Below are 26,623 nucleotides of genomic sequence, written 5' to 3' on the forward strand. Positions count from 1 at the left end.
ACGGAGTGCCAGAGGCATTCTGTACCTGAATGCTCATCATGGCAGAAACATTGCCAGCCATTCCTCCCTGGGCACCGGTGGTGAAGACAATCTTGTTGGTAGGGAGTGTAGTCGTCGTTGTCGGCGGTGTAGTCGTCGTTGCCGGCGGCGTAGTCGTCGTTGTCGGCGGCGTAGTCGTCGTTGTCGGCGGCGTAGTCGTCGTTGTCGGCGGCGTAGTCGTCGTTGTCGGCGGCGTAGTCGTCGTTGTCGGCGGCGCAGTGATCACAGGCTGATAAATAATCAGATTGGAGCCGACGTAGGTTATGTTATAGTTGCCGCCTGCGCTCACGGTGTCCAGCAAAATCGGGTAATAACCCACCGCTTCACCGGCCACGCGGGTCAAGCTTCCACTAAAAATTGCTGAAGTGTCGCCGGTGCCATAGGACCCGGAGATGACATAGGTCAGCGCCGGATCGGCAGCGCCAACCACTTTAACTTGGGGATTAGCCGTTACCGTGATAGGTCTTTTCGTGATGACACCGGTGGCAATGGTATTGTAGGTCACGGCGTAGTTGGCTCCGCCGTTGCCATCGTTCACTGCGGCCGGCGTCACCGTCATCACGTGAGTCGTGCCCACGTTCCCGTTGTCGTATGTCTCTACCCAGCTCGGCGCCGTATCACCCGGTACCAGTGTCCCGGCTGTGATCGTGGGGATTCCCGGCGAGGTTACGTTTGTCCCGTTATAGACCTTGCTCGAGGCCCCTGCGGTTACCGTGATAGGTCTGGGGTTCACGTTGTGGGTGTATGGGGCAGAAGTGCCGGCGCCATTATTGAGGTCTCCGGCATAGACTGCGGTGATGGAATGACCGCCTCCGACTACCCACAGCGCGCTGGTAGTGTAGGCCGCCTGGAAGGAACCATTGAGGAGAACCGGCAAGCCCAGAGGTGTAGCCCCATCCATAAATTGCACCGGGCCGGTGGGCGTGGTACCGGTAACAGTGGCGGTGAATGTCACTGAATTACCGTAGATGGAAGGGTTAGTCCCTGAAGTTAACGTTACTACGACGGATGCAGCAGCGGGGGCCGGCGCAGCACCATTAACGCTACCGATGGCGCCGTTCAGATTAACCGCGGAGGCTGCCAGCGCTCTGCCGTTCAGCGTCCCCCCGCCATCCATTACAATGGCATAGGCGCTCAGTATGGTCCCCTCGAAAACAGAAGTCGTCCCGAGGGTCGCGCCGGGGCTGCCGGCGACCACCCAGAAGACGTTCGATGCCAGCGCGCCGCCGCTCAGATGAACAGTGCGGCCGCTGCTTACGACCAGACCTCCCGCTCCCTGTACCTGGAAGATAAAGACATCGGAGGCGGTGCCGGTGAGATATATATCAGTGGTGATATTAACCGCGGTGCTCCAGCGATAGACACCCGGAGTGAATGTCAGCCCGCCGATATTTCCGGCGCCCAGTTCGGTGGCATCGGCCGCCAGTCCGTTAAGGGTGGTGTAGGCGGTCAGTTTGTCGTTGGTAGCCGTGTTCATGTTGGTTGGGGTAGGCTCCGTCATGGCGGCCGCATAAATTTTCCCACCGCCCACTACATCGGGTGATGTCGCGAATACACCCGAGGCATCCAACGTAGGGCCGGTAAAACCAGTAATGGAAGACAGGCCGTTTGGATAAATTCCCACATTCCCGGAAACCACAGTGTGATTAGCGTTGGTGATGGCTGTTTGTGCCAGAACCGCGAAATTGCCGGCCAACCCCAGGCTGACCGGGGACGCAGGAGCAGTGCTTACTACCGGTGTATATGTTATCGTAATCTGCATGTAGTCAACGGTCGCTGTCTGGGCGGCAACGCTACCGATGGCGGATAGAACTACACCGAAACCGGCATTATTGATATCATCATACGTCCATGTGGTTCCCCACGTGTTGCCTGAACCACCAAAGGTGGCTACGCCAAGAGAGGTCGGCCAAGCCGCACCTGCTGAGAGGTCAGTGCCTACAATCACACCAGCTTTAAGCAATTGTACTGTATCATCACTTATGGTGGCCCCACTAGAAAGACGGTTAATAGCAACCGTTATTCCGTTAATAGCCGCCCCCGCCGGAATGGCGAAGCCGTAATTTGTCCCCTTAAGATAATGAGTAACTGCACCTATTCCGATAGACGCGGATACTGCATAAGGGGGGCCGGGGGTAGTAATATTACCCTCAGTGGCGGTCCATCCCACTGTGCCAACAGTGGCATCATCAGTGCCTGTTCCGGCGTTTGTTGCCGCCGTCGAAATAGGAGCCGCCAGGGCTGGCGAGGTGTTGGCAAAGAGCGTTACCAACGCCAATACAATTGCCAAAAACGCTCCCAGGAACTTCCTGCTTTTCGCTAGTTTCCCCCGGGCATTTTTCCGGGCCGAGATTAGTATGCTTTTCATCTGTGACCTCCCTATTACTACTTACCGTTACAACCATATGCCAAAACAGAAAAGGTTAGATGTCCTCGCCTTCTCTTGCAAACGAGCACCCACCTATCCATGTTCGAAAATAGCGGCAGCTTTATACTGCTCATTGCACCCAAACTTATGAATTCATCCTCCAAGTTACTTCATTCTACAATTAAATATATTAAGAATCCACAAAAATAAGCCCAAAATAGTTACAAATCTATTACATTTAAGGGATTCAATTACGAATAACTACCTTCACATAATCTTCATATACTTATATTTTATCATTCTTGTCAATAGGCTCTTAGGGGGATATCCATCCCGCAAGATTAGTCAAAAAGGTCCGTTTTTTACTGTGGCAGCCTCCTTACAGCTTGGCAAAGTTGGGTTTGAGCATTTTATACGTTTCTTCGATAGCCTCGTTGATGACCTTGGTGTCGGCCAGAAGGGGCATGAAGTTGGTATCGCCGTTCCAGCGCGGCACGATATGGGTGTGGATATGCTGGTCCACGCCCGCCCCGGCCACCCGTCCCAGGTTGAGGCCGACATTGAAGCCGTCGCAGTGGAAGGTCTCGCGCAGGATGGAGACACAGCGAGAAACTATCAGGAAATGCTCGTCGCGCTCCACGTCGGTCAGGCCGTCGAGGGCATTACAGTGTCTCTCGGGCGCTACCATAAGGTGCCCGGCGTTATAGGGATAGCGGTTCATCATGACGTAGTTATATTTACCGTGGTACAGGATGAGGTTCTTTTCGTCGTCCTTGCGCGCCGGGTGGTCGCACAGGATGCAGCCTTCTTCCTTGTGCCCGGCGGCCTGCTTGATATATTCCATGCGCCAGGGAGCCCACATGTACTCCATACTGCCCTCCTCAACTCCGAGCCATTTTAGGATGAGAGCAAGGATATGTCAAAGGAGCTTCAAAAGTATAAGCTGACAAGCCGCTGCGATTGCCGCGTCGCGAGGGAATCAGAAACCTTCTCCCCTTGGAAAGGGGAGATAAGAGAGGGATTCAAAAGGCAATTTGATAGGCTCCAGCCGATAAGAATCTCCCTTAATCCCTCTTTTCCAAAGAGGGAAATTACCTGCCCACCAGATCTTCGATCTGTCGAGGCGGACTCTCACAACGACAGCCGCATACCATGACAAAGGCATCGTTCTCCGACTATAATTGACGCGAGGAGAACCGCTTTGAACTATCCCGACCGCCTGCTCTACCAGGTCACCAGGCCCGCCCGCTACACCGGCGGCGAGTTGAACATTATCCGCAAGGACTGGGGCAAAACGCCCCTTAAATTTGCGCTGAGCTACCCCGACACTTACGAGATAGGCATGTCCAACATGGCCGTCGGCATACTCTACGAGCAGATAAACGCCCGCAGCGACTCCCTGGCCGAGCGCGTTTTCGCCCCATGGACGGACATGATGCGGGTGCTGAAAGAGAATCAAATGCCGCTGGTCAGCCTGGAGAGCGGGCATTCGCTGGCGGAGTTCGACGTGGTGGGCTTTTCGCTGGGATATGAGTTCACCTTCACCAACATCCTCGCCATGCTCGACCTGGCATCGATTCCGGTCTGGTCGCATGAACGAAACGACTCGCACCCGCTGGTCATCGCCGGAGGCAGCGCCGCACTCAACCCGGAGCCCATGGCCGACTTCATAGACCTGTTCGTCATCGGCGAAGCGGAGGAACTGTTGCCCGCGCTTGTCGACCTTCTCATGCAACATAAGAGAAAAGACGGCAAACTGGACAAGCAGAAACTCCTCAAGGCGGCGGCCAAACTGCCCGGCGTCTATGTTCCCAGTCTGTACGAGGTCGGCTATGTCGACGGCAAGTACCAGACCCTGACTCCGCTTGTCCCCGAGGCTCCGGCGAGAATCAGGCGTCAAATAGTCTCGAAGCTCCCGCCCCCTCCCGTCAAGCCCGTCGTGCCCTACATCGAGGTGGTGCACGACCGCGGCGCGGTGGAGATAGCGCGGGGCTGTTCGCACGGCTGCCGCTTCTGCCAGGCCGGCGTCATCTACCGCCCGGTGCGCGAGAGGCCTAAAGATGAGATTGTGAAGGCCATCGGCGAGATTATCGAGAACTGCGGCTACGATGAAATGTCGCTGGTATCGCTTTCCACCGGAGACTATTCTCAGATAGACGACCTGGTATCTGACATAACGCGGGCTTACAGCAGCCAGATAGCCCTGTCGCTGCCCAGTCTGCACCTAGACGCCCACTCGGTGAAGCTGGTGGACTCGCTGCCCGGCCGGCGCAAGAGCGGCCTCACCTTCGCCCCTGAGGCGGGTTCTGCCAGACTTCAGCGCGTCATCAACAAGCACATCCCGGAAGAGGAAGTGCTGGCCACCGCCGCCATGGCCTTCGAGCGCGGCTGGACCACGCTCAAGCTGTACTTCATGCTGGGGCTGCCCACCGAGACCGACGCCGACATCGAGGGTATCATCGACCTCGTTATCAAGGTCAAGGCGCAGGGGAGCAAAGCGCCGGGAAGAACCCCTCAAATACGGCTGACGCTGTCCACCTTCGTGCCCAAGCCGCACACTCCCTTCCAGTGGGCGGCGCAGGAGAGCGAGGAAAACCTTTTACGCCGTCATGAGATTCTGAAGCGCACGCTGGGCAAGCGCGGCGTCAAGCTCTCCTGGCAGGATACGCGGGTGAGCCTGCTGGAAGCGGTCATCTCGCGCGGGGACAGAAAAATCGGGCGGGTAATCCACCGTGCCTGGCAGATGGGGGCAGTATTCGACGGCTGGAGCGAGTGCTTCAACTTCGAGATATGGCAGAAGGCCATGCAGGAGGAAGGCATAGACCCGGATTTCTACGCCCGCCGCGAAAGGCCGCTAGACGAGCCGCTGCCCTGGGCGCACATAGACACGGGCGTGTCAGACGAGTTTTTGAAAAGGGAGTACAAGGCTGCCGTGGCCGGCGAGCTTACCCCAGACTGCCGTACCGAAGGCTGCAACCTCTGCGGGCTGGAGGGGCTGGGGGTGGGGTGCTGAGGGGTGGGTAAATTGTGGGGCTGGTCTGAGTCCGTCCCAAAATAGAATTTGACGATGTTTAATCCAGATATTCACCACCGCCATTCTCTTCGTTTGCAGGGATACGATTATTCGCAAAGCGGAGCGTATTTTATAACCGTCTGCACCTATAACCGGCAATGTTTGTTTGGCGATATTGTAAACAGGGAAATACGGTTGAATGAATTCGGAAAGGTCATTGCAGGTGAGTGGCTGAAATCGTCAAAAATGCGGAAAGAGTTAATCATGGATGAATACGTCGTAATGCCGAACCATTTCCACGGGATTGTGTTTATCAACCGGGACAATAACCTTGGTAGAGGCGTATGGCCATACGCCCCTACATTGCACGGAACATCGCCATATTCCATAGGCGCTTTTGTCCAGGGTTTCAAATCGACTATTACGCGTCAGATCAACGAATTGCGGCACGCTCCGAGTTCACCTGTCTGGCAACGGAATTATTACGAACACGTTATCCGGGATGATGACGATCTGAACCGCATCCGCGAGTACATCGAAAACAATCCTGCCCGATGGGATGAGGATGAGGAAAATCCTTCGCGCGCAAAACCGTTGAGGCAGGTCTAAGTCCCGCCCCTGCCTAAATGACAAAATAAATAGGGGGAGCTTGCGCTCCCCCCTCTTAAATAGCTTTCTAACAATGACTAAGCAAAGACTTTAATGTCTCGCCCCTCAAGCAGCCGAGTTAATTCAGCCGCCTTTGGCAGGTCTTCAACGGCCACGCCCCCGCTCACGCCCAATAACTCTACTCCCACCGGCGTGCCATCAGAAGCGTAGTCAACGTACCTCATGTCATCTAATTTTTTGGTTTCAGCGCATTTTTTGGTGCTCAGGGTGATATAGATGGCGTCAACCTTTTTATCGTACTTTAATTGCATTGGCATCTTTACCCCCTTTCCTAATCCAGCCAGAGAGCAGTAACCAGATCATTATTCTCAGGATTAACCACTATCTGTAATCGCCTGCCATTCGGGTGGTTTGCTATATAAAGAGTATACCCTTCTTTAGGCGTAAAAGCGATATTATGATGGTCGAAACAATACTGAACGTCTTCCTCGGTGATACCTCGCTGCTTCATGCGAAGACTAGCGTGTTCAGAAATATTGAACATTCAAGTTATCTCTGAATCACGCCAGACTCTAATTCCATAACGTTTCTGTCTTTTACCCCGCGTCTATCGTCTCGCTTGAGGCGGTATCTTCCTCGTCCTTTTCCTCGATGCAGGTGAGGCCCACCAGGCTGTCGCCCTCGTCCAGCTTCATCAGCTTGACACCCTGCGTGGCGCGGCCCTGGGTGGTGATACCCTTGCGCGGGTCTTCTTCCTTCACCGGCGTGCGCGTCATGATGCCGTTGGCAGAGACCAGCATGACCTCGCTGTACTCATCCACCGAGGTGGCGGCAACAACAGGGCCGCTCTTGTCGGTGATGTTGAAGGTGATGACGCCCGAACCGGCGCGGTGCTGCACCGGGTACTCTTCGAGAGCGGTAATCTTGCCAAAGCCGCCGGCGGTTACCACCAGCAGGTAGCCCTGGGGATTGACGATATCCAGGCTAACCACCTGGTCGTTGTCGATGAGCTTGAAGCCGTCCACGCCGCCCGAGGCGCGCAAACTGTCGCGCAGCTCGTTCACCGGGAAGCGGATGGACTGGCCGTTCCTGGAGACCATGATGACATCGTTCTCGTCCGTGCCCATGGCCGCCCCCACCAGGCTGTCGTTCTTGGAGAGGTCCATCGCCAGCAGGCCGCTGGAGCGCACCGAGTTGAAGGCCTCCACAGCCACCTTCTTGGCCTCGCCCATGGTGGTCGCCATGATGAGGAAGGTGCCGGGCTTGAAGCTGCGCACGGGGACGACGGCGGTCACCTTTTCCGCCGGGTTTATGGGGAAGAGGTTGACCACGGACGTGCCCTTTGAGATGCGCGAAATATCGAGCGGAATCTCGTGGCACTTGATGCTGAAGACGCGCCCCTTGTTGGTGAAGAAGAGCATGGCGTCGTGCGTGTCGGCGGAGAGCAGGAAGCGCACGGCGTCTTCCTCGCGGGTGGACATGCCGATGATGCCGCGCCCGCCGCGATGTTGTAAAGCGTAAGACTGGGCCGGCACGCGCTTGACGAAGCCGCGCTCGGAGAGGGTGACCACCATGTCCTGGTGGGCGATGAGGTCTTCTTCGGAGAAGCCCAGCGACTCCTGCTGCGTGATATCGGTGGCGCGGGCGTTGCCGAACTTGGCGCCGATGCCCTTGGTCTCTTCTTTAACCAGGCCGTAGATACGGCCCGGATTGGCCAGCAGGTCTTCCAGGTCGGCGATAGTCTTTTTCACCTGCTCAAGTTCGTCTAAAATCTGTTTGCGCTCCAGGTTGGCCAGGCGCCTTAGTTGCATGTCGAGGATGGCCTGCGCCTGTATCTTGGAAAGCTTGAAGCGCTCCATGAGGGCGGTGCGGGCGGCCTCGGCGTTGGCCGATTGCCGGATGGTCTTGATGACCTCGTCCAGAAAGTCGAGCGCTATTTTGAGGCCTTCGAGGATGTGGGCGCGGTCTTTGGCGATGCGCAGCTCGTATTTGCTGCGGCGCGTGATGACCTCATGTCTGAAATCGATGAAGAACTGCAGCGCCTCTTTGAGCGAGATGACGCGCGGCTGCCCGCCGACCAGCGCCAGCATATTGACGAAGAAGGACGACTGCATCTGCGTGTGCTTGTAGAGGTTGTTGAGCACCTGGCGCGGCTGCGTTTCGCGCTTGAGCTCCATGACCACGCGCATGCCCTGGCGGTCGGACTCATCGCGCAGCTCGCTGATGCCGGTGACCTTTTTATCCTTGACCAGCTCGGCAATGCGTTCGACCAGAGCCGCCTTGTTGACCTGGTAGGGCAGTTCCGTCACCACTATCTGCTGGTGCTGCGTGCCGGGGGTGTCCTCCACGAAGGCCTTGGCCTGCACCAGCACGCGCCCGTGGCCGGTGGCGTAGGCCGAGCGGATGCCCTCCGTCCCCAGAATGGTGCCGCCGGTGGGGAAGTCGGGGCCCTTGACGAAACGCAACAGGTCGTCCACGGTGGCGTCGGGATGGTCGATAAGGTAGCCCATGGCATTGCAAACCTCGCCCAGGTTGTGCGGCGGGATGTTGGTGGCCATGCCTACGGCGATGCCGGCGGAGCCGTTGACCAGCAGGTTGGGAAAGCGCGTCGGCAGAACGGAAGGCTCCTTGAGGCTGTCGTCGAAGTTAGACACGAAATCGACGGTCTCTTTATCGATGTCGAGCAGCATCTGCTCGGCTATTTCGGCCAGACGGCACTCGGTATAACGCATGGCGGCGGGGGGGTCGTTGTCCACCGAGCCGAAATTGCCCTGCCCATCGATGAGCGTGTGGCGCATGGAAAAGTCCTGCGCCATGCGCACCATGGCGTCGTAAACGGAGGAGTCGCCGTGCGGGTGATATTTGCCCAGCACGTCGCCCACCACGCGGGCGCTCTTCTTGTAGGCGCTATTGTGCGTCAGGCCCAGCTCGCGCATGCCGAACAGGATGCGGCGGTGCACCGGCTTGAGTCCGTCCCGCACGTCCGGCAGGGCGCGCGAAACGATAACGCTCATAGCGTAGTCCAGGTAGGAGCTACGCATTTCCTCTTCGATTTTAATCGGTTTTACATTACCCAGAACCATAAGCTAAATCCATCCCCTCTTACTGCTGGTCATCGCCTTCCGCCTCGCCCTCGTCTATTCCCTCAGGCTCGGCCTCGTCCTCTTCGGCGAGCAGGCCGAAACCGGGTTCTTCGGAGACGCCTTCATCATTCTCGGCGTGGCGGTGGGCCAGTTTATCCCCGCCGAGCGCGCGCATGCTCTCCACGCCCCTGGAGGGGAAGGAAAGCTGCCCTGCCTGGCTGGGGTGCTGGTATATCTCGCGGATGATGACGGCCAGGGATTCTTCCGACGAACTGGTGACGCTGGCAGCATATTTGTTTCCACCGGCCATCAGGCGTACCAGGCGCTGGCCGTGGCGGGGTTCCACCACTCCCAGAAGTTCGCCCGCCTCGTTTTTGACGCTCAGAGTGGCGGCGGCGGCTTCCAACTCCACTTTATCGCCGGCCACCATCCTGGCCAGCACTTCCTTAGGACCGAGCTGCTGCAACCGCACCACGCCGGCCTTGCCCGTTTCCTCGATAAAATAATTGGGTTCCAGTTTGGTGGCGCCGTCCCCCTTGGCGTTCTCCTCATCGCCGTCGAGGTGCGCCAGGCGGCGCAGATTCTTGTCGGCAATGGAGTTATAGGGGTCGAGTTCCTTGGCGCGGGTATAGGCCGTGCGGGCTTCGTCATACTCGCCAAGCTCGATATGGGCGCGGCCCAGCCTGTTGAGCGTATCGACATCGTTTGGGAAGTTCCCCAGGATGCCCTTGTTGGCTTCCACGGCCTCGCGCCAGCGGCCTTCCAGCGCCAGCGCTATCGCCTGCTTGGAAGATTGGCGGATAAGGCGGGCCTGTTCTTCTTTATCGCGTACCATTCTCTCGCACCAAACCAGAATTTCCGTGCTAATCCAATATTTTACCTTAGAAACAGGACATAAAACAAGCCGAAGAAGTACTGCCGGTCGTCCTCCATCGTCATCACAAGTGTCCGCCGAGCGGACTGAGGGACTAAGAAGTCGGTAATGCCTTGAGTCATATCAGCGGATACAAGCAGAAAACCAGTAACTATCCGAACCGGTTGCGGCAGCGGCAAAGAAAGTAGAAAATCCGTCATGAGAACTACCGCTTGGTGAGAGGCGCAATCAATCGCTGAGCATTTTTATGATATGTTTGGCCAGGCTTTCAGCGATCTCAGTATGGCGTGGAATCGGCTGAGATACTTTGGTTGTCGTGTTCTGATACCAGTCGTGCTTACCACCATGACGAAGCAGTATGCATCCCATACTCAGGATTTGCTTGATAAGCGTTGCCCGCTTCACTTGAGGGCTAATTCCCCGATTTTCCGAATGTGGGGAATCTTTCCGGTATTAATTTCTGCGTAGATGTCTCTGAGATTTTCTTCCAATTCTTCGAGGGACATACCCTGACTCTTGTAATCCGGATATGCCTCCAGCCAGCCGACCCATGCATCGCCTTCCTGGTAATATACGTATTTTATCTTTTCCATATTACACTTACCACCCCCGCATGTTTAGGTGATAATTATATCACACCCAAGCGTGATGCAAATTGACAGCAAAAGGGGTCTGTGATAATCTCTCTAAACAGGGTTTGGTTTATAAATACGACAGAAGATAGCCAAAGGTGCACACATCCCGAAAACCTCGGGGATAGAAATCCGCAGGACTGTAGCCCCGGGCAGCGCAAAATATGTCACCCAAAAGTAAGCGAAATAAACTCAATAGGAGAGAACATGGATAATCTGAAGGATAAAGTAGAAGCCACCCTCAACAAAATCCGCCCGGCGCTTGTGGCCGACGGCGGCAATGTGGAACTGGTCGACGTCAAGGACGGCGTGGTCAAGGTCAGGCTGGTCGGGCACTGCGCCGGCTGCCCCATGTCGCAGATGACCCTCAGAAACGGCATCGAGCGCACGCTCAAGCAGGAGATACCCGAGGTCAAGCAGGTCATCGCCGCTTAGTTTAAGTCGTCATTGCGAGCGTCCGCCTGAGGCGGACCGAAGCAATCTTTACCGAATAGCCTGACGGGAGCTTAAAGCTCCCGTCCTTTTTTGTTATTGGGAGCTCATTAAAATCTTCTCGCCCCGTCGTGGGAGAGATTGAGAGAGGGGGTAGTTCCCTCGTTGTCATGCCAAAGGCCCGCCGCAGGTCCGCCTATGGCAGAAAGCATCTGGTGGGGAGTCCCATTTCCCTCCCTTTTGTAAAGGGAGGTTAGGAGGGATTTAGCCTCGCGTCATTCCGGCGTCCCGCTATGGCGGGACTGAGAGGGATTTTCCCGAAGATGTTTATAACACAAAACTCCCTTTGCTAAATAGGGATTTTTTCCCGCCTAATGACAATCACCCCTTGCCACCCGCTAGAACACATGTGCTACTATATCACCCATGAGAGAAAAATCGCGACCTAAACGCACTTGTCCTGAGCATAGCCGAAGGAAGCGCGGTGGGCAGCCGGGCAACCAGAATGCCCGCACCCACGGCCGCTATTCCCGCGTAATCCCCCTCGCACTCTTGAGGTGCTGAAGGCTGTGCGCGGGCTCGACCTTGACGGCCAGCGCCTTATTTTCGCGCAGCTTTTCAAGCATCTGGCCGGAATCAAGTATGCGTCCCGATTGGAATCCCATTCGTTCCGCGCCGTGCCTGAAAAAGTGGAAACGGATGCCCTTGAGGCCGATTTTAACCGCCAGTTCCATGCCTGGGCCAGGGAACGAAACCTGCAAGACGAAGATTTCACGCTTGTCGAATAAAAAACCATTCAAGGCTGAAAAAGAAACGAATCGTCGTTTCCAGCGCTCGAAGTCCAGGCGTCACTGATGGCTAAATTTTGAATCTTCGTTTCCCGAAAGTGCGACCCTCCGAAAAACGAATACGAATCGCCGTAACCCGGTCTCCTCGCCCCCTTGAGGGAGAGGACTAAGGTGAGGGTGAGGCCAGTGTTCTAAACTTTACCCCTCACTCTCATCTCTCACCCAGGGGGCGAGAAGACAGGAACGGGATTGCCACGCTCGTTACTCGCTCGCAATGACACGAAGGAAAATCCCCCTTTCATCCCTCTTTCGCCAAAGGGGGAGGGGACATTCGCAATGACAGGACAATTATGAGGCGACTGGATTCCGGCTTTCGCCGGAATGACAACCGGGGCGGACGGGGTTGAAACCCGCTCCTACAAACGACAAATGGACAAAAGACATCGCGCACGACGCGCATTAATTACCGAATAATTGACGCGCATGGCTGCGTGCAGGGGAACAGAGCGGGAAAACCCTCTCAGTCCCGACAGATCGGGACAGTCTCCCTTTCTCCAAAGGGAGAGCGGCCGGGAACAGGCTATTCTTTTTCCAGCTCGAAGGCCTTGTGCAAGGCCTTTACCGCTTCCTTCACCTTGTTTTCGTCAATAATGACTGTGATTCTGATTTCTGAAGTGGTGATAAGCTGGATATTTATGCCCGCGGCGGAGAGTGTGCTGAACATGGTGGCGGCATAGCCCGGCGTGTTCTGCATGCCGCTGCCGATAATGCTCACCTTGCCCAGTTTGGTATCAACGACACACTCGCGCGCGCCGATGGACTCGGCAATAGGCTTGACCACCGCCAGCGCCTTCTCTGCATCGCCCTTAGTCACAGTAAAGGTGAGGTCGGTGATATGCTTGATGCTGGCGTTCTGGACGATGGTGTCCACGCTGACACCGGCTTTGGACAGCGGCCCGAAAATGGCGGCGGCGATGCCCGGCCTGTCCGGTACCCCAACAACCGTTATCTTGGCCACATCCATATCATGAGTGATGGCGGTGACCTTGTTGCGTATTTCCATATGCCCTCCATGAATGAGAGTTCCCGCGTGGTCGTTGAAGCTGGAAGCCACCAGGATGGGGATGTTGTAAATCTGCCCCAGCTCCACGGCGCGCGGGTGCATTACCTTGCTGCCGTAGGTGGCCAGCTCCAGCATCTCGTCGTAGCTTATCTCTTTGAGCTTGGTGGCCTCGGGCACGGCGCGGGGGTCGGCGGTGTAGATGCCTTCGACGTCGGTATAACGCTCGCAGACTATGGCTCCTAAGCTCGCCGCCAGCGCCACCGCCGTGGTGTCGGAGCCGCCGCGTCCCAGCGTGGTGACGTCGCTGTCCTTGGTGATGCCCTGGAATCCTGCCACGATGACGACGCAGCCTTTCTTGACCTCCTGCACGATGCGGCCGGGTTCGATGTTGAGGATGCGCGCCCGGCTGTGGTTGGCGTCGGTCTGTATGCCGGCCTGCGCGCCGGAAAGGCTGATGGCTTCGTAGCCCATGCTCTTCAGCGCCATCGCCAGGAGCGTGCTGGCCACTATCTCACCGGTGGAGAGCAGCACGTCCAGCTCGCGCGCGCTGGGCTTGTCGCTTACCTGATAGGCCAGCTTAATGAGGTCATCCGTCGTGTCGCCCATAGCGGAAACCACCACGACAACATCGTTGCCTGACTGCTTGGTGGCAATGATGCGCCGCGCCACGTTGCGTATGCGTTCCGCATCGCCTACCGAGGTGCCGCCGTATTTCTGGACTATAAGAGGCATGTTTCAGTCAGTTCCAGAGTGTTACTCTCTACCCCGGTAAATGGCCATAACCTATCCCGGGCTACCAGGCGTTTGATGTTCACACTAACCATTTTAAATTTGTAGATGGTTTATTATAGCAAAAATCGGCCAATCATTTGAATGCATGTTCTCGATTGTTCTTTTTGGGCATATCGTAGGGGCACAGCATGCTGTGCCCCTACCTATGGGAGGCGGATTAGCTCCAACTAAAAGAGGATAATTAGCCCCGCCCCCTCAAACGGTCCCACCAGGAGGGTTTGCCGTGGGCGCCGTAGCTGGGGGTGGGGAAGCTCTGCTCGCAGCGGTTGCAGCGCCAGGTCTTATACATCTTGTTGTAAGAAAGGTTGGGGCTGCCGCATCTGGGGCAGAGGGCCGTTCCGCGCGGCTCTTTGCGCTGGCGGCTGTACTCGTCTTCACGCCGGGGCATTTTTACGGCCTCCCGGTAAAGCGGCTCATGACATTATGCCCGAGGGGAACCAATACGCCAGTTTTTTGCGCCTCGGATTCAGTGAAACGAACGGCATCATCCGCCTCGAAACCGGGCCCCCACATAAGGAAAGGCACCGGCTCGGCCACGTGGGTGCGCGCGGGCACAGGAGTGGGGTGGTCCGGCAAAACGAGGATGCGCAGGCTGTCCTGTCTGTAAGAGCGTAGCCTGCTCACGATCTCAGCATCGATTTTCTGGATAGCCTCGATTTTTTCTGCGGCATCGCCGGCGTGTCCGGCCTCGTCCGGCGCTTCGACGTGAACCACCACCAGGTCGTGCTTGGCAAGCGCCTTCAGCGCGCCTTCGGCCTGTCCGGCGAAATTGTTTTTCGTGTTGTCGGTAACGCCTTTGATATTCAGGATAGTCATGCCGGTCATCTTGCCCAGGCCCTTCAGCAGGTCGACGCCTGAAGTGATGGCGGCTTTGAGCCCGTAAGCCTTCTTGAAGGAGGGTGTTTTGGGGACGGGGCCGCTGCCCCAGAAGAGCCATATCGAGGTGGACGGTATCTGCCCGCGCGAAGCGCGGTGATAGTTCACCGGGTGATGCTTGAGCACCTCCTGCGAATCGGCCATGAGCTTGTTGAGGAAACGGCTGCCGCGCCCCTTGGGAAGGTATTCCACTACTGGCTTGTCGGGGATATCGTGGGGCGGGGTGCAGACGGCTTTTATAGTATCCGTGTGTCCTTTGAGTTTGAGGAGGTGGCGATAGCCGACGCCCGGGAAAAACTCTACCTCGTCGCTGCCCAGCTTCTCGTTTAATGTTTCTATAAATTCGCGCGCCTCTTCGCTCTCGATATGGCCGGCGCAGTAACTCCACATGCGCCCGCCCTTGGTGGCCACCAGGTTGCAGCGGAAGACCGTTTCGCCGCGGCTCACCGGAACGCCCATGCTGATGGCCTCGATGGCGGCGCGGCCTCGGTAGTAAACTGCGGGGTCGTAGCCCAGCAGCGACATGCAGGCTACCGCGCTGGAGGGCTCCATGCCAGGCGGCACGTTGTTGGTCAGGCCGAGGGTGCCTTCGCGGGCCAGCGCGTCCAGGTTGGGGGTGCGCGCTAACTCGAGTGTGGTTTTATTGCCCCTATCTTTGATGGGCCAGCCGGCGGCCCCGTCGATTATCAAAACGCAGTATTTCATATCACTGACCTTCCATAATTATCCAGCCACGAGTTGCCCCGTGAACTGAAAGCACCTATAATATCACTTTGCGGGGCGTAGCGCAGTTTGGTTTAGCGCGCAGCGTTCGGGACGCTGAGGTCGGTGGTTCAAATCCACTCGCCCCGACCAGTTAACTAACCTTTTTTCCCCTTCTTTAACTGCTTCTGGAACTCCTCGATTGTCATTGAGCCCTCAGTATCAGCCAGAGCCTTAAGCCCCTCGCGGATATCTTCTTCATCTTCGCGCTTCTCTAGTTCCGCCTCGAAATCCTCTTTAGCAACCTTCATCTTGGCCTCATCCCACAGCTTGTTCTGTTGATCCAGCGTCATTTTCGATAAGTCCAGCTTGCGCTCGCGGCAGAGCCTTTCCATGTGCGCGAAGCGGCGGTAAAACTTGTGATTGGCCTGGCGCAGCGAAGATTCCAAGTCGATGCCTTGCCTGCGCGCGTAGTTCGCCAGCGTGAAGAGGATATCGCCGAACTCGTCGGACTTGCCTTCTCGAGTATCCTCGCGTTTGAATTCGCCAATCTCCTCTGAGAGCTTATCCAGCACGCCTTCGTCGCTGGGCCAATCGAAGCCCACGCGCGCCACGCGGTCCTGCACCGACTGGCTGTAAGCCAGCGAGGGAAGGGCTTTCGGCACGCCGTCCAGCATTCCGGCGTCCTCCTGGCGCTCTTTTTTCTTGAGCTCCTCCCAGTGCACCAGCACCTCGTCGGCATCTTTTGCACTGGTAGAGCCAAAAACGTGCGGGTGGCGGTAAAGCAGTTTTTTGCTGATGCCCTCCACCACGTTGCCCATGTCGAACTCGCCGGCCTCTCGGGCTACCTGGGAGTGCAAAACTATCTGGAGCAGCAGGTCGCCCAGCTCGGCGCACAGCTTTTCAGCGTTGGGTTCGTCCAGCGCCTCCAGCACCTCGTAGCTTTCCTCCAGCAGGTGCTCGCGCAGCGAGGCATGGGTCTGCTTTTTATCCCAGGGGCAGCCCTGCGGGCCTCTGAGGTGGGCAATTATCTCGACCAGACTGTCGAAACGCTTAAGGTCTTTGGGGATTTCCATGCCGTCTCCTCATATATTCACGATTATACATTCAAGTTATCATAAGGGGCAATTTAGAATGCTCATTGTTGATGTCATTGTCGGGCTCGACCCGACAATTCAGGAATCTTCTCCCCTTAACAAGGGGAGATAAGAGAGGGATTTGAGATGATGGGAATCGAGAAAAATCCCTCCTAGCCTCCCTTTTCCAAAGGGAGGGATAAGCAGGTTGTCAGACTATTCGATAAAGATTGCTTCGCCCCGATGTTATCGGGGCTCGCAACGACGATTGACTGTCTTGACGCCTGCCCTTGTGGCTGTTACTCTATAAACACGGAGGGTGATGCGCATGGGATTTTTCTCAGAGCTCGATGAAGCCGTCAAAAAGAATCACAGCCTCCTGTGCGTGGGGCTGGACCCCGACCCCACCCTCATGCCCCCCGGCGTGAGCATCCTCGATTTTAACAAAGCCATCATCGACGCGACATCGAACCTCGTTTGCGCCTACAAGCCCAACCTCGCCTTTTACGAGGCGGAGGGAGCGAGAGGCTGGGACACCCTCAAGCAAACGGTGGACTATATACCCAAAGGCATCCTGGTCATCGCCGACGCCAAACGCGGCGACATCGGCAACACGGCTAAAGCCTACGCTAAAGCCATCTTCGAGGAGCTTGGAGCGGGCGGTGTGACTATCAATCCCTACCTCGGCTTCGATTCTGTCGAGCCTTTCTTGAATTACAAAGATAAAGGCGTTTTTATCCTGTGCCGCACCTCCAACGCGGGCGCCGCCGACTTCCAGAGCCTTAAGGTCGTAGCGGAAGGAAAAGCGATGCCCCTGTACCAGGCCGTGGCTAAAAAAGCCAGCGAGTGGAATAAGGCCAACAACATCGGGCTGGTGGTAGGCGCTACGTCTCCTGACGAACTCAAACTGCTCAGGCAGGCCTATCCCGAAATGCCCTTCCTCATCCCCGGGGTGGGGGCGCAGGGGGGCGACTTGAAACTCGCGGTACAGTACGGCATAGACAAGCGCGGCGCGGGCATCATCATCAATTCCTCAAGGCAAATCCTCTACGCCTCACGAGGAAAAGACTTCGCCGAAACCGCCCGCAAGGCAGCCCTCAATCTGCGCGACGAAATCAACCTCTACCGCTCCGCCTCATAACGGGAGTCCGCCATGGTCGTCGATTTCAAAATGAACGACATCGTGCGCCTCAGGAAGGTCCACCCGTGCGGGGGCTTCGAGTGGCAGGTGACGCGGCTCGGTGCCGACATCGGCCTCAAGTGCAAAGACTGCGGACGCTACATGCTGATGCCCCGTTCCGAACTCGAACGCCGCATGAAGGGTCACCCGCGCCGGGAGGAATAGCCCATGCCCTCCAAGGTGGCCCTCGTCATTTACGACAAATGCCGACCTGAGCTGTGTCCCGAAGGCATATGCCAGGCGGCGTTGGTATGCAAGCGCAAGATTTTGACGCAGGAAAAGCCCTACGAGATGCCGGTACCCAGCCCCTCCGTCTGCGCCTCCTGCTCCGACTGCGTGCGCGCCTGCCCGCAAAAGGCCATTAAAATAGTGGTGACATAACATGGCTACACGTCGCATCATGCACGTGGACCTGGACGCCTTCTTCGTTTCGGTGGAGCAGGTGGACCACCCGGAACTGCGGGGCAAGCCGGTCGTGGTGGGTGGCCGTCCCGACACACGCGGGGTAGTGGCCGCCGCATCCTATGAAGCGCGCGCTTTCGGTGTGCATTCGGCCATGCCGCTGAGGACGGCCGCCCGATTATGCCCGCAGTGCATCTTCGTCGAGGGCAATTTCAGTAAATATGCCGAGACCTCGCGCAAATTCATGGACATACTGGCCGATTTCACGCCGTTCCTGGAGCCGATGGGGCTGGACGAGGCTTACATGGACGTCACCGGCTTCGAGTCGCTCCACGGCACTATTCGCGATATGGCAACCGCCCTTAAAAAGCGCGTCAGGGACGAGCTGGGCATCAACGTATCCGTCGGCATCGCCAACTCCAGGGTGGTGGCCAAAATCGCCTCCGACGCCTCCAAGCCCGATGGATTGATAGAGGTGCCTCCCGGCGGTGAGGCTGCCTTCATGGCGCCCCTGCCTATCCGCCAGATGCCCGGCATCGGCGAGAAGACCGAGCCCGTGTTGAAACGGCTGGGAATAGACACCATCGGCAAGCTGGCGCACGCGCCGGCCGAGGGCCTGAAAAAGCTGCTGGGGAGCCACGGCGAGCACCTGCATAATATGGCGCTGGGGCTGGACGACAGCCCGGTGGTCGGCCGCGGCGAGGCCAAGTCCATGAGCCGCGAGACCACCTTTGCCGAAGACTTGCGCGACCGGGCCGTGCTGGAGGCCACGCTGCGCTACCTGGCGGAGCGGGTGGGGCGGAAGCTGCGCCAGAGCGGCAAGCTGGCTAAATGCGTCACCATGAAACTGCGTTACGCCGACTTTGCCACTATTACGCGGAACCGCACGCTGCCGCAGGCGACGGATGCCGACGGGGTCATCTTCGAGGCTGGGTTGAAACTGCTGCATACGGCGCTGATTAAAGAAAAACGCGCGGTGCGGCTCATCGGCATAGGCGTGACCGGGTTTACCGAGGCGGGGCAGCAGCTCAGCCTGCTGGATAACTCGACGCTGAGGATGGCCAAGCTGGATAAAGCGGTGGACCGCATACGCGAAAAGTACGGCTTCGGGGCCATACAGACCGGGCGCACCATGAAGCTGCGGGAGCTGTTCGAGGAGAACGAGCGCGGCTACAGCCTGCATACGCCGGGGCTGTCGAGGTAATCCTCTCGTCGTTGCGAGACTTTGATAACATGGGGGTGGAACATGATAGAGATTCTTATTGGCAGGAGCCTATCGATTTGCCTTAAGAATCCCTCTCTTATCTCCCCTTTCCAAGGGGAGAGGTTTTTTGCCCCTTACGATCGCTCTACCTCGCCAAAACCTCAGTCAGCCCACTCGCAAATTTCGACCAGCCCTGCGTATTTTCCCTTATCATCTTTTATAGCGATGTAGCGCACGCGCACCTTGCGCCCGCCTTTCTCAGCCGGGTATTCCGACACGTCCTTGCGCCCGCTGCGCAGGTCGTCGATAACGCGGTTCACCTCATCACGGCTTTCAGGCTTGTGGCAGTTCTGAACGGTCGTGCCGAGAATGTCCGGCGTTCGCTTGAAGATGTGGTATTCGCTGTAATAACGGATGATGTCGCGCTCGTCGATATAGGTGATGTCCAGCGGCAGGGCGACGAGAACGGCAAGCGCGACATTTTTAGGCAATTCACCGGGCATGGCTTATCCTCCAGAAAGAGTTGCTGAGACTATAACATTTTAGATGAAATCATTTCCACTCCGAAATCGCAAGGTAAGCGTCATCTATCTTCTGCCTTGAGAGATTCCATTCGCGCTTTTCGCCGGATTTTCCTCGTCTTCCGCCCATTTCTGAGGATTGTACCGAACATATTCCCGAACCGAATTCAGATCGGTCTCGCCGCGGATAACGTGTTCATAATAGTTACGATGCCAGACGGGAGCGCCGGGGGTTTGGCGCAAAACGTTGATTCTCCTTGCCGCAGCAGACTTTAACGAGCGGATGATAGTTGGAATAGAATTTGCAGTAGGTTTGCCAAATCGTTCCGTAGGGGCACGGCATGCCGTGCCCCTACTTGCTGCATCAATACTAATGATTGCATGAATGTGATTTGGCATAACGATAAATTCGTCTAGCGACGCATTGCTAAAATGTTTGGGTATCTCCAACAAGCACATGTGGACGATCCGCCCGCATTCATTCAACCGCACATCTCCATCTACAATCTCACCGAACATGTTTCGTTTGCCATGAGTGCAAATGGTGATAAAATACGCGCCGTTCTGGGCGTAATCGTATCCTGACAGGCGGATGGAGCGGCGGTCGCGGGTATTGTTCTCAGGCATTGTTTGATTGTGGTTATTATACATCACACGGGGGCACGGCATGCCGTGCCCCTACACCACGGTTCACGCCCCACACTTGCCCGAACTCGGCTCAAGGTTTATAATCCTTATTCTACTGCCGTAAAAAAGGAGATTAACGCTATGCCTGCCATTGCTTTTTTCCAGAAAAAGTTCGTCCCCCTGCCTGAGGCCAGAGTCGGCGTTATGACCCAGGCCCTGCACTACGGCACCGCGCTGTTCGAGGGCATTCGCGGCAACTGGAACGCGGACAAAGGCGAAATGTACCTCTTCCGCCTGAAGGAGCACTACCAGCGCCTGCATAACGGCGCCAAACTGCTCAAGATTTCGCTCGACTATTCGGTCGATGAGATGATTGCCCTGACCGTCGAACTCATCCGCAAGAATGGGTTCAAAGAGGATACCTACGTCCGCCCGCTGGCGTATAAAAGCACCGAGCAGATGGGCGTGCGGCTGCACAACCTGGACGACGATTTCCTGATTTTCTGCATGCCCTGGGGGCGCTACCTCGACACCGATGCCTGCAAGTGCGGCGTTTCCTCGTGGCGCAGGCCTGACGACAACTGCATCCCGACCCAGGTGAAGGCCACCGGCATGTATATCAACAACGCCCTGGCCAAGACCGAGGCTATCGAAAACGGCTACGACGAAGCCATCATGCTCGCCCCCGACGGACATGTCTCCGAGGGCAGCGGCGAGAACATCTTCCTGGTGATTGACGGCAAGCTGCACACGCCGGCGACGCACAACAACATACTGGTCGGCATCACGCGCGACACCGTCATTCAACTGGCCAAGAACGAACTGGGTATCGAGACGGTAGAGAGGTCTATCGACCGCGTCGAGCTTTACATGGCGCAGGAGTGCTTCCTCACCGGCACGGCGGCGCATCTTACCCCCGTTTCCGAGATAGACCGCCGCCCGCTGGGCGACGGCAAAGTAGGCCCGGTCACGGCGCAGTTAAAAAAGCTCTTCTTCGACACCATCAAGGGCAATCTGCCGCACTATATGGACTGGTGCACGCCGGTTTACAAGAAATAGAGATTATCCGAGGGTTGGATTAAGCAAGACGGCTGGCACAAACCAGCCGTCTTTTTGTTTGCTCTTGGAATGAAATTCCAAATCCCAATGTCTAAATCCTAAACGCGGGTTCAATAATGAAGTGCAACACTTGGAGGAGCAGGAAGGAGCCTGTTATTCTAAGTGGTTATGGGAAAACAATGCCGGCATCTGAGTATTGATGAGAGGGAGCAAATAGCCCAGTTAAGGAACGAAGGCACAGCGCTGAGGGAGATCGCACGTCAACTCGGGCGCGATAAAGGGACTATATCGAGGGAATTGAAAACTGAGATAGACGGAACAAATTGAGAACTGCCAGTAAGCTATCGTATTTTACGTGTTGCAAAATTTTCGCATCACGACCAATGTCGTGTTATGCAATTTAGCATATTTTTTAGCCATTGCCTGCTGCGCAGAAAACCTAAGTGTATGTGTTGCGAAGCACTTTTATGCACAAAGGAGCGCAAAAACTACGCATAGCCCCCCAGCAAATGTGCTGCAAAACGAACCTCCAAATTTTGCAATACAGAGTCACCACACATGGCACTGCCTGGCATAGTGAATTACCTCACACTTGCACCCGGGCACATCATGGATTCGACTTCAGCCTTGTCTTAATTGAACACAACTAACTGATTAATATAATAACTAGTATGCATAATGCACTTGACTAACGAACCCGATTATGCTATTGTTCGGTTAAAGGAGGAAGAAATTTGGATACCAAACAAAGTATGAGGTTAGAAAGTTATTTCTTAAATGCACAACTCTTTCTGTGGGGTTTAGGGGGTGGGCAAAAAGGAACATACAGATGGCTTGAGCGGCATAATATATCATTTGAACGCGGAAAATATGAACGTGTTAGTTCGCATCTGAAAGACACCATTGGGATAGGGAGAATTATAGAAGAAATAATTATCCCTCTTGTTAGAGAGCGTTTCCCCAAAGAAACTAGGGATTATTTACGAGAAAAGTGGAACAATCACAAGCTTCCCGAGCTTTTTGAAGTCAATAAACTTACGATTAATGACAACTTTGAAGAACTAAAAGGGAAAGAAGGTGTCGGAGGACAATATCGACTTTGGCGGCCCTTCTTAGAGATCAGCACTCAGAATCCTACCTGGAATTATGTGGAAAGATGGGGGCAACTTGCACCTATTTGGTTTTTGGAAATTGAAGATATATTCCACGATGCCACGAAGTAAAGACGAAGATTTGTAGGCTAACCAAGGGAGGTAAAAATGCCCAACTTGAAGTCGAATATCGAATTTCAACTCAGAAAAGTAAAAGAACTAAGGAACTCATGTGGGAGAACTGAAATAATAACTCAACGTGATCTCGGGAAGGTAAAAGAGAAGGTTGGGGACGACCAGACTCTGCGTCTCTTAAAAACCGACCGAAGCGCTCTTCAGTTTGCCCGCAATTATTGCAACCGAAGTGATGAACGAAAAGGGTTGGGCAAGGGCGAAAAATTTGCAGGGGTCGTGGTAGCACGGTTTGAAGACGAGTCCACAGACCCCAAGACAGTATTCTCGTCTATCCCTCCGAGTAGAATCGGAGGTCATAGTGCACCCCGCAAGGGCGGCACAACGACCTGGCTTTACTATGTTGAACCAGAAACTTGCAAGGCATTTCACGTGGTTACGCTTGCGGGAAAGAGATATGTCGGAGAAGAAGTAAAATCTGGAGGTATTCATGTGTCAAACTCAAATACGATATTCGTTGTCTGCGCGGGCAACACTTGCCGATCACCAATGGCGAAAATTATTTTGGAGAAAATGCTCCAGGATAATGGGCTGGGTACAAAATTCAAGGTAGATAGTGCGGCTTATAAGGGGCCTACTGATACAAAGGCTCATCCGAACTCCCGGAAAGCAATCAAAGAACTTTATGGGGAAGACTTACTGGCTAACCATATACCGAAGAAGCTACCAAGGAAATGATTGATGAGGCGAAAGTTATCATAGTCATGGAAGAGCATATGAAAGCCAGTCTCCCACCAGACAAAGTTATTGTCTTGGGAATCCCGGATATTTGGAATTCCAACATTGACGCCTATAAAGCATGTGCACTCGAAATGAAGCAAGGCTTTCAGAAGTATTGGCCAAAGATAGTTAACGAGAGCCCTCAACTTCAGAAGGCTTCACCACCACCGAAATCTAAAATCGAAGAACAATTAGAACATTTCAATAAGCTAATAAAGAACTCTGGGCTGGACCCGTGGCCCTCTGCCCCAAAGGTATGTGAAGAAGTTCTCAAAATTGCTAAAAGTGTTAATTATGGTCGAGGTGCCCATTCCAAAACCGTCACAAGGCTCATGCTGAATATGTATGATGACATGGTAGCTATTGATCTTATCAAACGTGTTAACAACAAGCGTATTCTTGCTGAGATAATCGGGTTGTCTCACGATATTGGAGTTGGCAAGGAAAAACCCAATGAAGAGCACAATGAAGCTGGCTGGCGGATGTTAAAAGAACAACTATGGGAATGTAATATCCTGGGTGATAACGAAAAGGATCCGCTCGCCTTGATAATGTATGGCGTCTTCTATCACAGGGACGAGATTATTGACGGCAAGCTTAAGCCTTTAGGTGATATACCCCTTTGGGACTCTCGGGCTGCTGCCGAACTCGTGTCTTTAGTTCGAATCGCTGATGGTCTGGACCATGGTTATTCCACGGGTTCCCCAGATAAGATAGTGAAAGTGGAAATGGTTAGAACTCCTAAAGGGGTCGAGTGTAGGGTTTTCCCACGGTCTGGAGAGAATGTTGACTCATTTATCGCTAAATCTTACTCAAAACGTGAGGTATTTGAAGCCACGTTCGGTAAGTTAACATATTGGTTACCTGGAGGAGGTGGCGGTTGGGTGCCTTGGAATCCAAATGACTAAATTCATAATTCCAAAAAGAGTCTTTGGAAAATTTGAGATTTGTATTTTGAGCTTATTTAGGATTTGGGATGGGCGGTTTGAGGGCTGGCAGGGTGTTCTTCCCCCACCCGCGCCACGCCTGTCACCCCCGCAATGGTCTCGATGCGGCTCATCAGGCGCGAGAGCTGCGGCAATCCGGTGGTCTCCACGTCGAAATAGAGTGAGGTGGTGTGGTCCTTGTGGGGGGTAACGTTCATGTTGGATATATTGACCTTTTCTTCCGCCAGCAGCGTCGAGATATCCCGCACCAGCCCCACCCTGTCCCAAGCCTCCACCTGCATCTTCACCGGATAATGCACGTCAGCACGGCCCCACTCCACGCGCACCAGGCGCTCTTTTTCATCCTCATGCGTCACGTTGTAGCAGTCCTGCCGGTGGATGGTGATGCCGCGGTTGCGCGTAATATACCCGATGATAAGGTCGCCCGGCACCGGGTTGCAGCAGCGGGCTAAATTGGTGAGCAGGTCTCCCGAACCCAGCACCTGTATCCCTGACGTTGACGGCCTGACCGTCGCTTCCACTGCCGGTTTGGGCTGTTCCTGGGCCGCCAGCTTGAGGGCAATGGTCTGCACGCTGACGTCGCCGCAGCCGATGGCGGCGAAGAATTCGTCCATGTTTTCATATTTAAAAAGTTTGGCGATTGTCTCGCGGTCGCCCACGTCCAGCCCCAGGTGCTTGATCTCCTTGTCCAGCATCTCGCGGCCAAGCTCGATGTTCTCTTCGCGTTCCTGCTTCCTGAACCACTGGCGGATCTTCTCGCGGGCATGCGAGCTCTTGGCGAAACCCAGGTTGGGGCTCATCCAGTCCCGGTTGGGGCCTTTAGCCTTCTTGGAAACGATTATATCCACCACATTGCCATTGGAAAGCTGGAAATCCAGCGGCACCATGCGCCCGTTGACCTTGGCCCCGGCGCAACGGTTGCCCAGGTCGGTATGGATGCGGTAGGCGAAATCAATCGGCGTGGACCCTTTGGGCAGGTCTTTTATTTCGCCCTTGGGTGTGAAAACGAAAACCTGGTCGTTGAAAATATCCGTCTTGACCGATTCGAGGAATTCCTCGGCTCCTGCCAGCTCGCGGTGCCAGTCGATGAGCTGCCGCAGCCAGCCGATGCGTTCCTCGACCTCGATGTCCTTTTTGTCGCCTTCCTTGTAGCGCCAGTGGGCCGCCACGCCGAACTCGGCCACGCGGTGCATCTCGCGCGTGCGTATCTGGATTTCGAGGGGGGTGGTGCCTTTGAAGAGGACGGCGGTGTGCAGGGACTGGTATCCGTTGGGCTTGGGGTTGGCGATGTAGTCGTCGAAAGCGCCGGGGATGGGGTGCCACAGGTTATGCACCGTGCCCATGGCATGATAGCATTCAGGGATGGTATCGACAAGCACGCGCACTGCCAGCAGGTCGTATATCTCGTCGAACTGCCTCCCCTGGGCGGCGTAGCGTTCTATTTTTTGCGAGATGCTGTAAAGGTGCTTGGGACGCCCGGAGACATCGGCTTTGAGGCCCATACGTCCGAACTCGTCGCGCAGTATCTGCATCACGCTGCCGACGATTTCCTCGCGTTCGGCGCGGCGGTTGGCCACCAGTTTGGCTATCTGGCTGTACTTGCGCGGTTCGATGTAATGGAAGGCCAAGTCCTCCAGTTGCCACTTGAGCTCCCATATACCTAAGCGGTGGGCCAGCGGGGCGTATATCTCCAGCGTCTCGCGGGCGATGGCCTTCTGGCGTTCGGGTGGAAGCGCCTCCAGCGTGCGCATGTTGTGCAATCTGTCGGCCAGCTTGATGAAGACCACTCTGAGGTCGTCGGCCATGGCCACCAGCATCTTGCGCAGGTTTTCGGCCTGCTGTTCGCGCACCGAGGGGCGCTGCTGCAACTCTCCCGGCAGGGGCAGGGCCAGCCTGGAGAGCTTGCTCACGCCGTCCACCAGGCGCGCTACGTCCGGCCCGAATTTGTCTCCTATCTGCTTGATGGTGATGCCGCAGTCTTCGGTGACATCGTGCAAGAGCGCCGCGGCCAGCGTGGTGGCATCCAGTTGCTGTTCAGCCAGCGTGAGGGCTACCTGGAAAGGGTGCTCCATGTAGGGGTCGCCCGACTTGCGCACCTGGCCTGCATGGGCGCTGGCGGCATAGTCGAAGGCGGCTGACACCAGCGTCAGTTTCTCGGGAGGAAGGTACTTGCCTGCTCTTTCCAGCAGCGCTTCAGCCGTCATTGGTTTGCCTCAACTGCGGATGTGGAAATATGACATAAGTATAAATCAAGACTAGGTGGTTGGCAAAGGCTCAAGAGGAATTCCTCCCCTTTTCCCCGTTGTCATGCTGGAGCGGAGCGAAGCATCTTG

29 protein-coding genes and 1 tRNA gene are annotated in these 26,623 nt (G+C 55.6%); 14 read left to right on the forward strand and 16 right to left on the reverse strand.

Features of this window, described 5'->3' with window-relative positions:
* Both C4542_00855 and C4542_00860 read right to left on the reverse strand, forming a co-directional pair.
* On the reverse strand, positions 1 to 2,407 hold a 2,407-nt coding region (locus C4542_00855), incomplete at its 3' end, for a DUF3494 domain-containing protein (protein RJO62972.1).
* A gap of 379 nt (positions 2,408 to 2,786) precedes the next feature.
* Entirely contained in the window at positions 2,787 to 3,278 is a 492-nt protein-coding gene (locus C4542_00860) for an HIT domain-containing protein (GenBank protein RJO62973.1), read from the reverse strand.
* Positions 3,279 to 3,608: 330 nt separating this feature from the next.
* On the opposite strand from C4542_00860, the gene C4542_00865 reads away from it, so the two are divergent.
* Both C4542_00865 and C4542_00870 read left to right on the forward strand, forming a co-directional pair.
* Positions 3,609 to 5,420, forward strand: a complete 1,812-nt coding sequence (locus tag C4542_00865; GenBank protein ID RJO62974.1) for a TIGR03960 family B12-binding radical SAM protein — start codon at positions 3,609 to 3,611, stop codon at positions 5,418 to 5,420.
* A 54-nt stretch (positions 5,421 to 5,474) separates the two neighbouring features.
* Complete coding sequence (locus C4542_00870) at positions 5,475 to 6,029, forward strand: transposase (GenBank protein ID RJO62975.1); 555 nt, start codon at positions 5,475 to 5,477, stop codon at positions 6,027 to 6,029.
* Between the two features lie 77 nt (positions 6,030 to 6,106).
* On the opposite strand, the gene C4542_00875 is transcribed toward C4542_00870, so the two are convergent.
* From C4542_00875 to C4542_00905, 7 genes are read right to left on the reverse strand one after another with little or no spacing between them, the layout of a single operon-like run.
* On the reverse strand, positions 6,107 to 6,346 hold the full coding sequence (locus C4542_00875) for a DUF2283 domain-containing protein (GenBank protein ID RJO62976.1): 240 nt from the start codon (positions 6,344 to 6,346) through the stop codon (positions 6,107 to 6,109).
* A 14-nt stretch (positions 6,347 to 6,360) separates the two neighbouring features.
* Positions 6,361 to 6,573 carry a DUF4258 domain-containing protein gene (locus C4542_00880; GenBank protein RJO62977.1) on the reverse strand — a complete coding sequence of 71 codons (213 nt, stop codon included), beginning with the start codon at positions 6,571 to 6,573 and terminating at the stop codon, positions 6,361 to 6,363.
* A 52-nt stretch (positions 6,574 to 6,625) separates the two neighbouring features.
* Positions 6,626 to 9,112, reverse strand: a complete 2,487-nt coding sequence (gene gyrA / locus C4542_00885; protein RJO62978.1) for a DNA gyrase subunit A — start codon at positions 9,110 to 9,112, stop codon at positions 6,626 to 6,628.
* Positions 9,113 to 9,131: 19 nt separating this feature from the next.
* Positions 9,132 to 9,947, reverse strand: a complete 816-nt coding sequence (locus C4542_00890) for a tetratricopeptide repeat protein (protein ID RJO62979.1) — start codon at positions 9,945 to 9,947, stop codon at positions 9,132 to 9,134.
* Between the two features lie 41 nt (positions 9,948 to 9,988).
* Positions 9,989 to 10,186: a hypothetical protein gene (locus C4542_00895; protein RJO62980.1), complete on the reverse strand. Its 198-nt coding sequence runs from the start codon at positions 10,184 to 10,186 to the stop codon at positions 9,989 to 9,991.
* A 28-nt stretch (positions 10,187 to 10,214) separates the two neighbouring features.
* Positions 10,215 to 10,391 carry a type II toxin-antitoxin system HicA family toxin gene (locus C4542_00900; protein ID RJO62981.1) on the reverse strand — a complete coding sequence of 59 codons (177 nt, stop codon included), beginning with the start codon at positions 10,389 to 10,391 and terminating at the stop codon, positions 10,215 to 10,217.
* Positions 10,388 to 10,579: a type II toxin-antitoxin system HicB family antitoxin gene (locus C4542_00905; protein ID RJO62982.1), complete on the reverse strand. Its 192-nt coding sequence runs from the start codon at positions 10,577 to 10,579 to the stop codon at positions 10,388 to 10,390. Before C4542_00905 ends, C4542_00900 begins: the two co-directional genes overlap by 4 nt.
* Positions 10,580 to 10,834: 255 nt before the next feature.
* Between C4542_00905 and C4542_00910 the strand changes: the two genes are divergently transcribed.
* Positions 10,835 to 11,053 (forward strand): NifU family protein, encoded by a 219-nt coding sequence (locus C4542_00910; protein RJO63028.1) that lies wholly within the window; start codon positions 10,835 to 10,837, stop codon positions 11,051 to 11,053.
* A gap of 566 nt (positions 11,054 to 11,619) precedes the next feature.
* Positions 11,620 to 11,838, forward strand: a complete 219-nt coding sequence (locus tag C4542_00915) for a hypothetical protein (GenBank protein ID RJO62983.1) — start codon at positions 11,620 to 11,622, stop codon at positions 11,836 to 11,838.
* A 580-nt stretch (positions 11,839 to 12,418) separates the two neighbouring features.
* On the opposite strand, the gene C4542_00920 is transcribed toward C4542_00915, so the two are convergent.
* The 3 genes from C4542_00920 to C4542_00930 form a co-directional block, all read right to left on the reverse strand.
* Positions 12,419 to 13,633, reverse strand: a complete 1,215-nt coding sequence (locus C4542_00920; GenBank protein RJO62984.1) for an aspartate kinase — start codon at positions 13,631 to 13,633, stop codon at positions 12,419 to 12,421.
* 241 nt (positions 13,634 to 13,874) lie between these two features.
* Positions 13,875 to 14,081 carry a hypothetical protein gene (locus C4542_00925; protein ID RJO62985.1) on the reverse strand — a complete coding sequence of 69 codons (207 nt, stop codon included), beginning with the start codon at positions 14,079 to 14,081 and terminating at the stop codon, positions 13,875 to 13,877.
* Between the two features lie 2 nt (positions 14,082 to 14,083).
* Positions 14,084 to 15,274 carry a cofactor-independent phosphoglycerate mutase gene (locus tag C4542_00930; protein ID RJO62986.1) on the reverse strand — a complete coding sequence of 397 codons (1,191 nt, stop codon included), beginning with the start codon at positions 15,272 to 15,274 and terminating at the stop codon, positions 14,084 to 14,086.
* Positions 15,275 to 15,345: 71 nt separating this feature from the next.
* On the opposite strand from C4542_00930, the gene C4542_00935 reads away from it, so the two are divergent.
* Positions 15,346 to 15,424, forward strand: a tRNA-Pro gene (locus C4542_00935).
* A 5-nt stretch (positions 15,425 to 15,429) separates the two neighbouring features.
* Here C4542_00935 and C4542_00940 read toward each other — a convergent pair.
* Positions 15,430 to 16,347, reverse strand: a complete 918-nt coding sequence (locus C4542_00940; protein RJO62987.1) for a nucleoside triphosphate pyrophosphohydrolase — start codon at positions 16,345 to 16,347, stop codon at positions 15,430 to 15,432.
* 328 nt (positions 16,348 to 16,675) lie between these two features.
* Here C4542_00940 and pyrF point away from each other — a divergent pair, with 328 nt between their 5' ends.
* From pyrF to C4542_00960, 4 genes are read left to right on the forward strand one after another with little or no spacing between them, the layout of a single operon-like run.
* The gene (pyrF, locus tag C4542_00945; GenBank protein RJO63029.1) at positions 16,676 to 17,488 is read left to right on the forward strand and encodes an orotidine-5'-phosphate decarboxylase; all 813 of its coding nucleotides are present in this window, start codon (positions 16,676 to 16,678) and stop codon (positions 17,486 to 17,488) included.
* 12 nt (positions 17,489 to 17,500) lie between these two features.
* Positions 17,501 to 17,692 (forward strand): DUF951 domain-containing protein, encoded by a 192-nt coding sequence (locus C4542_00950; protein ID RJO62988.1) that lies wholly within the window; start codon positions 17,501 to 17,503, stop codon positions 17,690 to 17,692.
* Between the two features lie 3 nt (positions 17,693 to 17,695).
* Positions 17,696 to 17,908 carry a hypothetical protein gene (locus tag C4542_00955; GenBank protein RJO62989.1) on the forward strand — a complete coding sequence of 71 codons (213 nt, stop codon included), beginning with the start codon at positions 17,696 to 17,698 and terminating at the stop codon, positions 17,906 to 17,908.
* 1 nt (position 17,909) lies between these two features.
* On the forward strand, positions 17,910 to 19,133 hold the full coding sequence (locus tag C4542_00960) for a DNA polymerase IV (protein RJO62990.1): 1,224 nt from the start codon (positions 17,910 to 17,912) through the stop codon (positions 19,131 to 19,133).
* Between the two features lie 161 nt (positions 19,134 to 19,294).
* Here the strand turns inward: C4542_00960 and C4542_00965 are convergent, their stop codons facing one another.
* Positions 19,295 to 19,636, reverse strand: a complete 342-nt coding sequence (locus C4542_00965) for a hypothetical protein (protein RJO62991.1) — start codon at positions 19,634 to 19,636, stop codon at positions 19,295 to 19,297.
* An 84-nt stretch (positions 19,637 to 19,720) separates the two neighbouring features.
* Entirely contained in the window at positions 19,721 to 20,281 is a 561-nt protein-coding gene (locus tag C4542_00970) for a transposase (protein RJO63030.1), read from the reverse strand.
* Positions 20,282 to 20,422: 141 nt separating this feature from the next.
* Between C4542_00970 and C4542_00975 the strand changes: the two genes are divergently transcribed.
* From C4542_00975 to C4542_00995, 5 genes are all read left to right on the forward strand, one after another.
* The gene (locus tag C4542_00975; GenBank protein ID RJO62992.1) at positions 20,423 to 21,340 is read left to right on the forward strand and encodes a branched-chain amino acid transaminase; all 918 of its coding nucleotides are present in this window, start codon (positions 20,423 to 20,425) and stop codon (positions 21,338 to 21,340) included.
* A gap of 168 nt (positions 21,341 to 21,508) precedes the next feature.
* Complete coding sequence (locus C4542_00980) at positions 21,509 to 21,667, forward strand: helix-turn-helix domain-containing protein (protein ID RJO62993.1); 159 nt, start codon at positions 21,509 to 21,511, stop codon at positions 21,665 to 21,667.
* Between the two features lie 407 nt (positions 21,668 to 22,074).
* The gene (locus C4542_00985) at positions 22,075 to 22,563 is read left to right on the forward strand and encodes a hypothetical protein (protein ID RJO62994.1); all 489 of its coding nucleotides are present in this window, start codon (positions 22,075 to 22,077) and stop codon (positions 22,561 to 22,563) included.
* Between the two features lie 36 nt (positions 22,564 to 22,599).
* The gene (locus tag C4542_00990; protein RJO62995.1) at positions 22,600 to 23,301 is read left to right on the forward strand and encodes a hypothetical protein; all 702 of its coding nucleotides are present in this window, start codon (positions 22,600 to 22,602) and stop codon (positions 23,299 to 23,301) included.
* Positions 23,298 to 24,251, forward strand: coding sequence for an HD domain-containing protein (locus C4542_00995; GenBank protein ID RJO62996.1), 954 nt, complete (start codon positions 23,298 to 23,300; stop codon positions 24,249 to 24,251). The genes C4542_00990 and C4542_00995 overlap by 4 nt, the downstream gene beginning before the upstream one ends.
* 56 nt (positions 24,252 to 24,307) lie before the next feature.
* On the opposite strand, the gene C4542_01000 is transcribed toward C4542_00995, so the two are convergent.
* Positions 24,308 to 26,494, reverse strand: a complete 2,187-nt coding sequence (locus tag C4542_01000; protein ID RJO62997.1) for a bifunctional (p)ppGpp synthetase/guanosine-3',5'-bis(diphosphate) 3'-pyrophosphohydrolase — start codon at positions 26,492 to 26,494, stop codon at positions 24,308 to 24,310.
* Between the last annotated feature and the right edge of the window lie 129 nt (positions 26,495 to 26,623).

It is taken from the genome of Dehalococcoidia bacterium, from assembly GCA_003597995.1.
Classification (GTDB): domain Bacteria; phylum Chloroflexota; class Dehalococcoidia; order Dehalococcoidales; family UBA1222; genus SURF-27.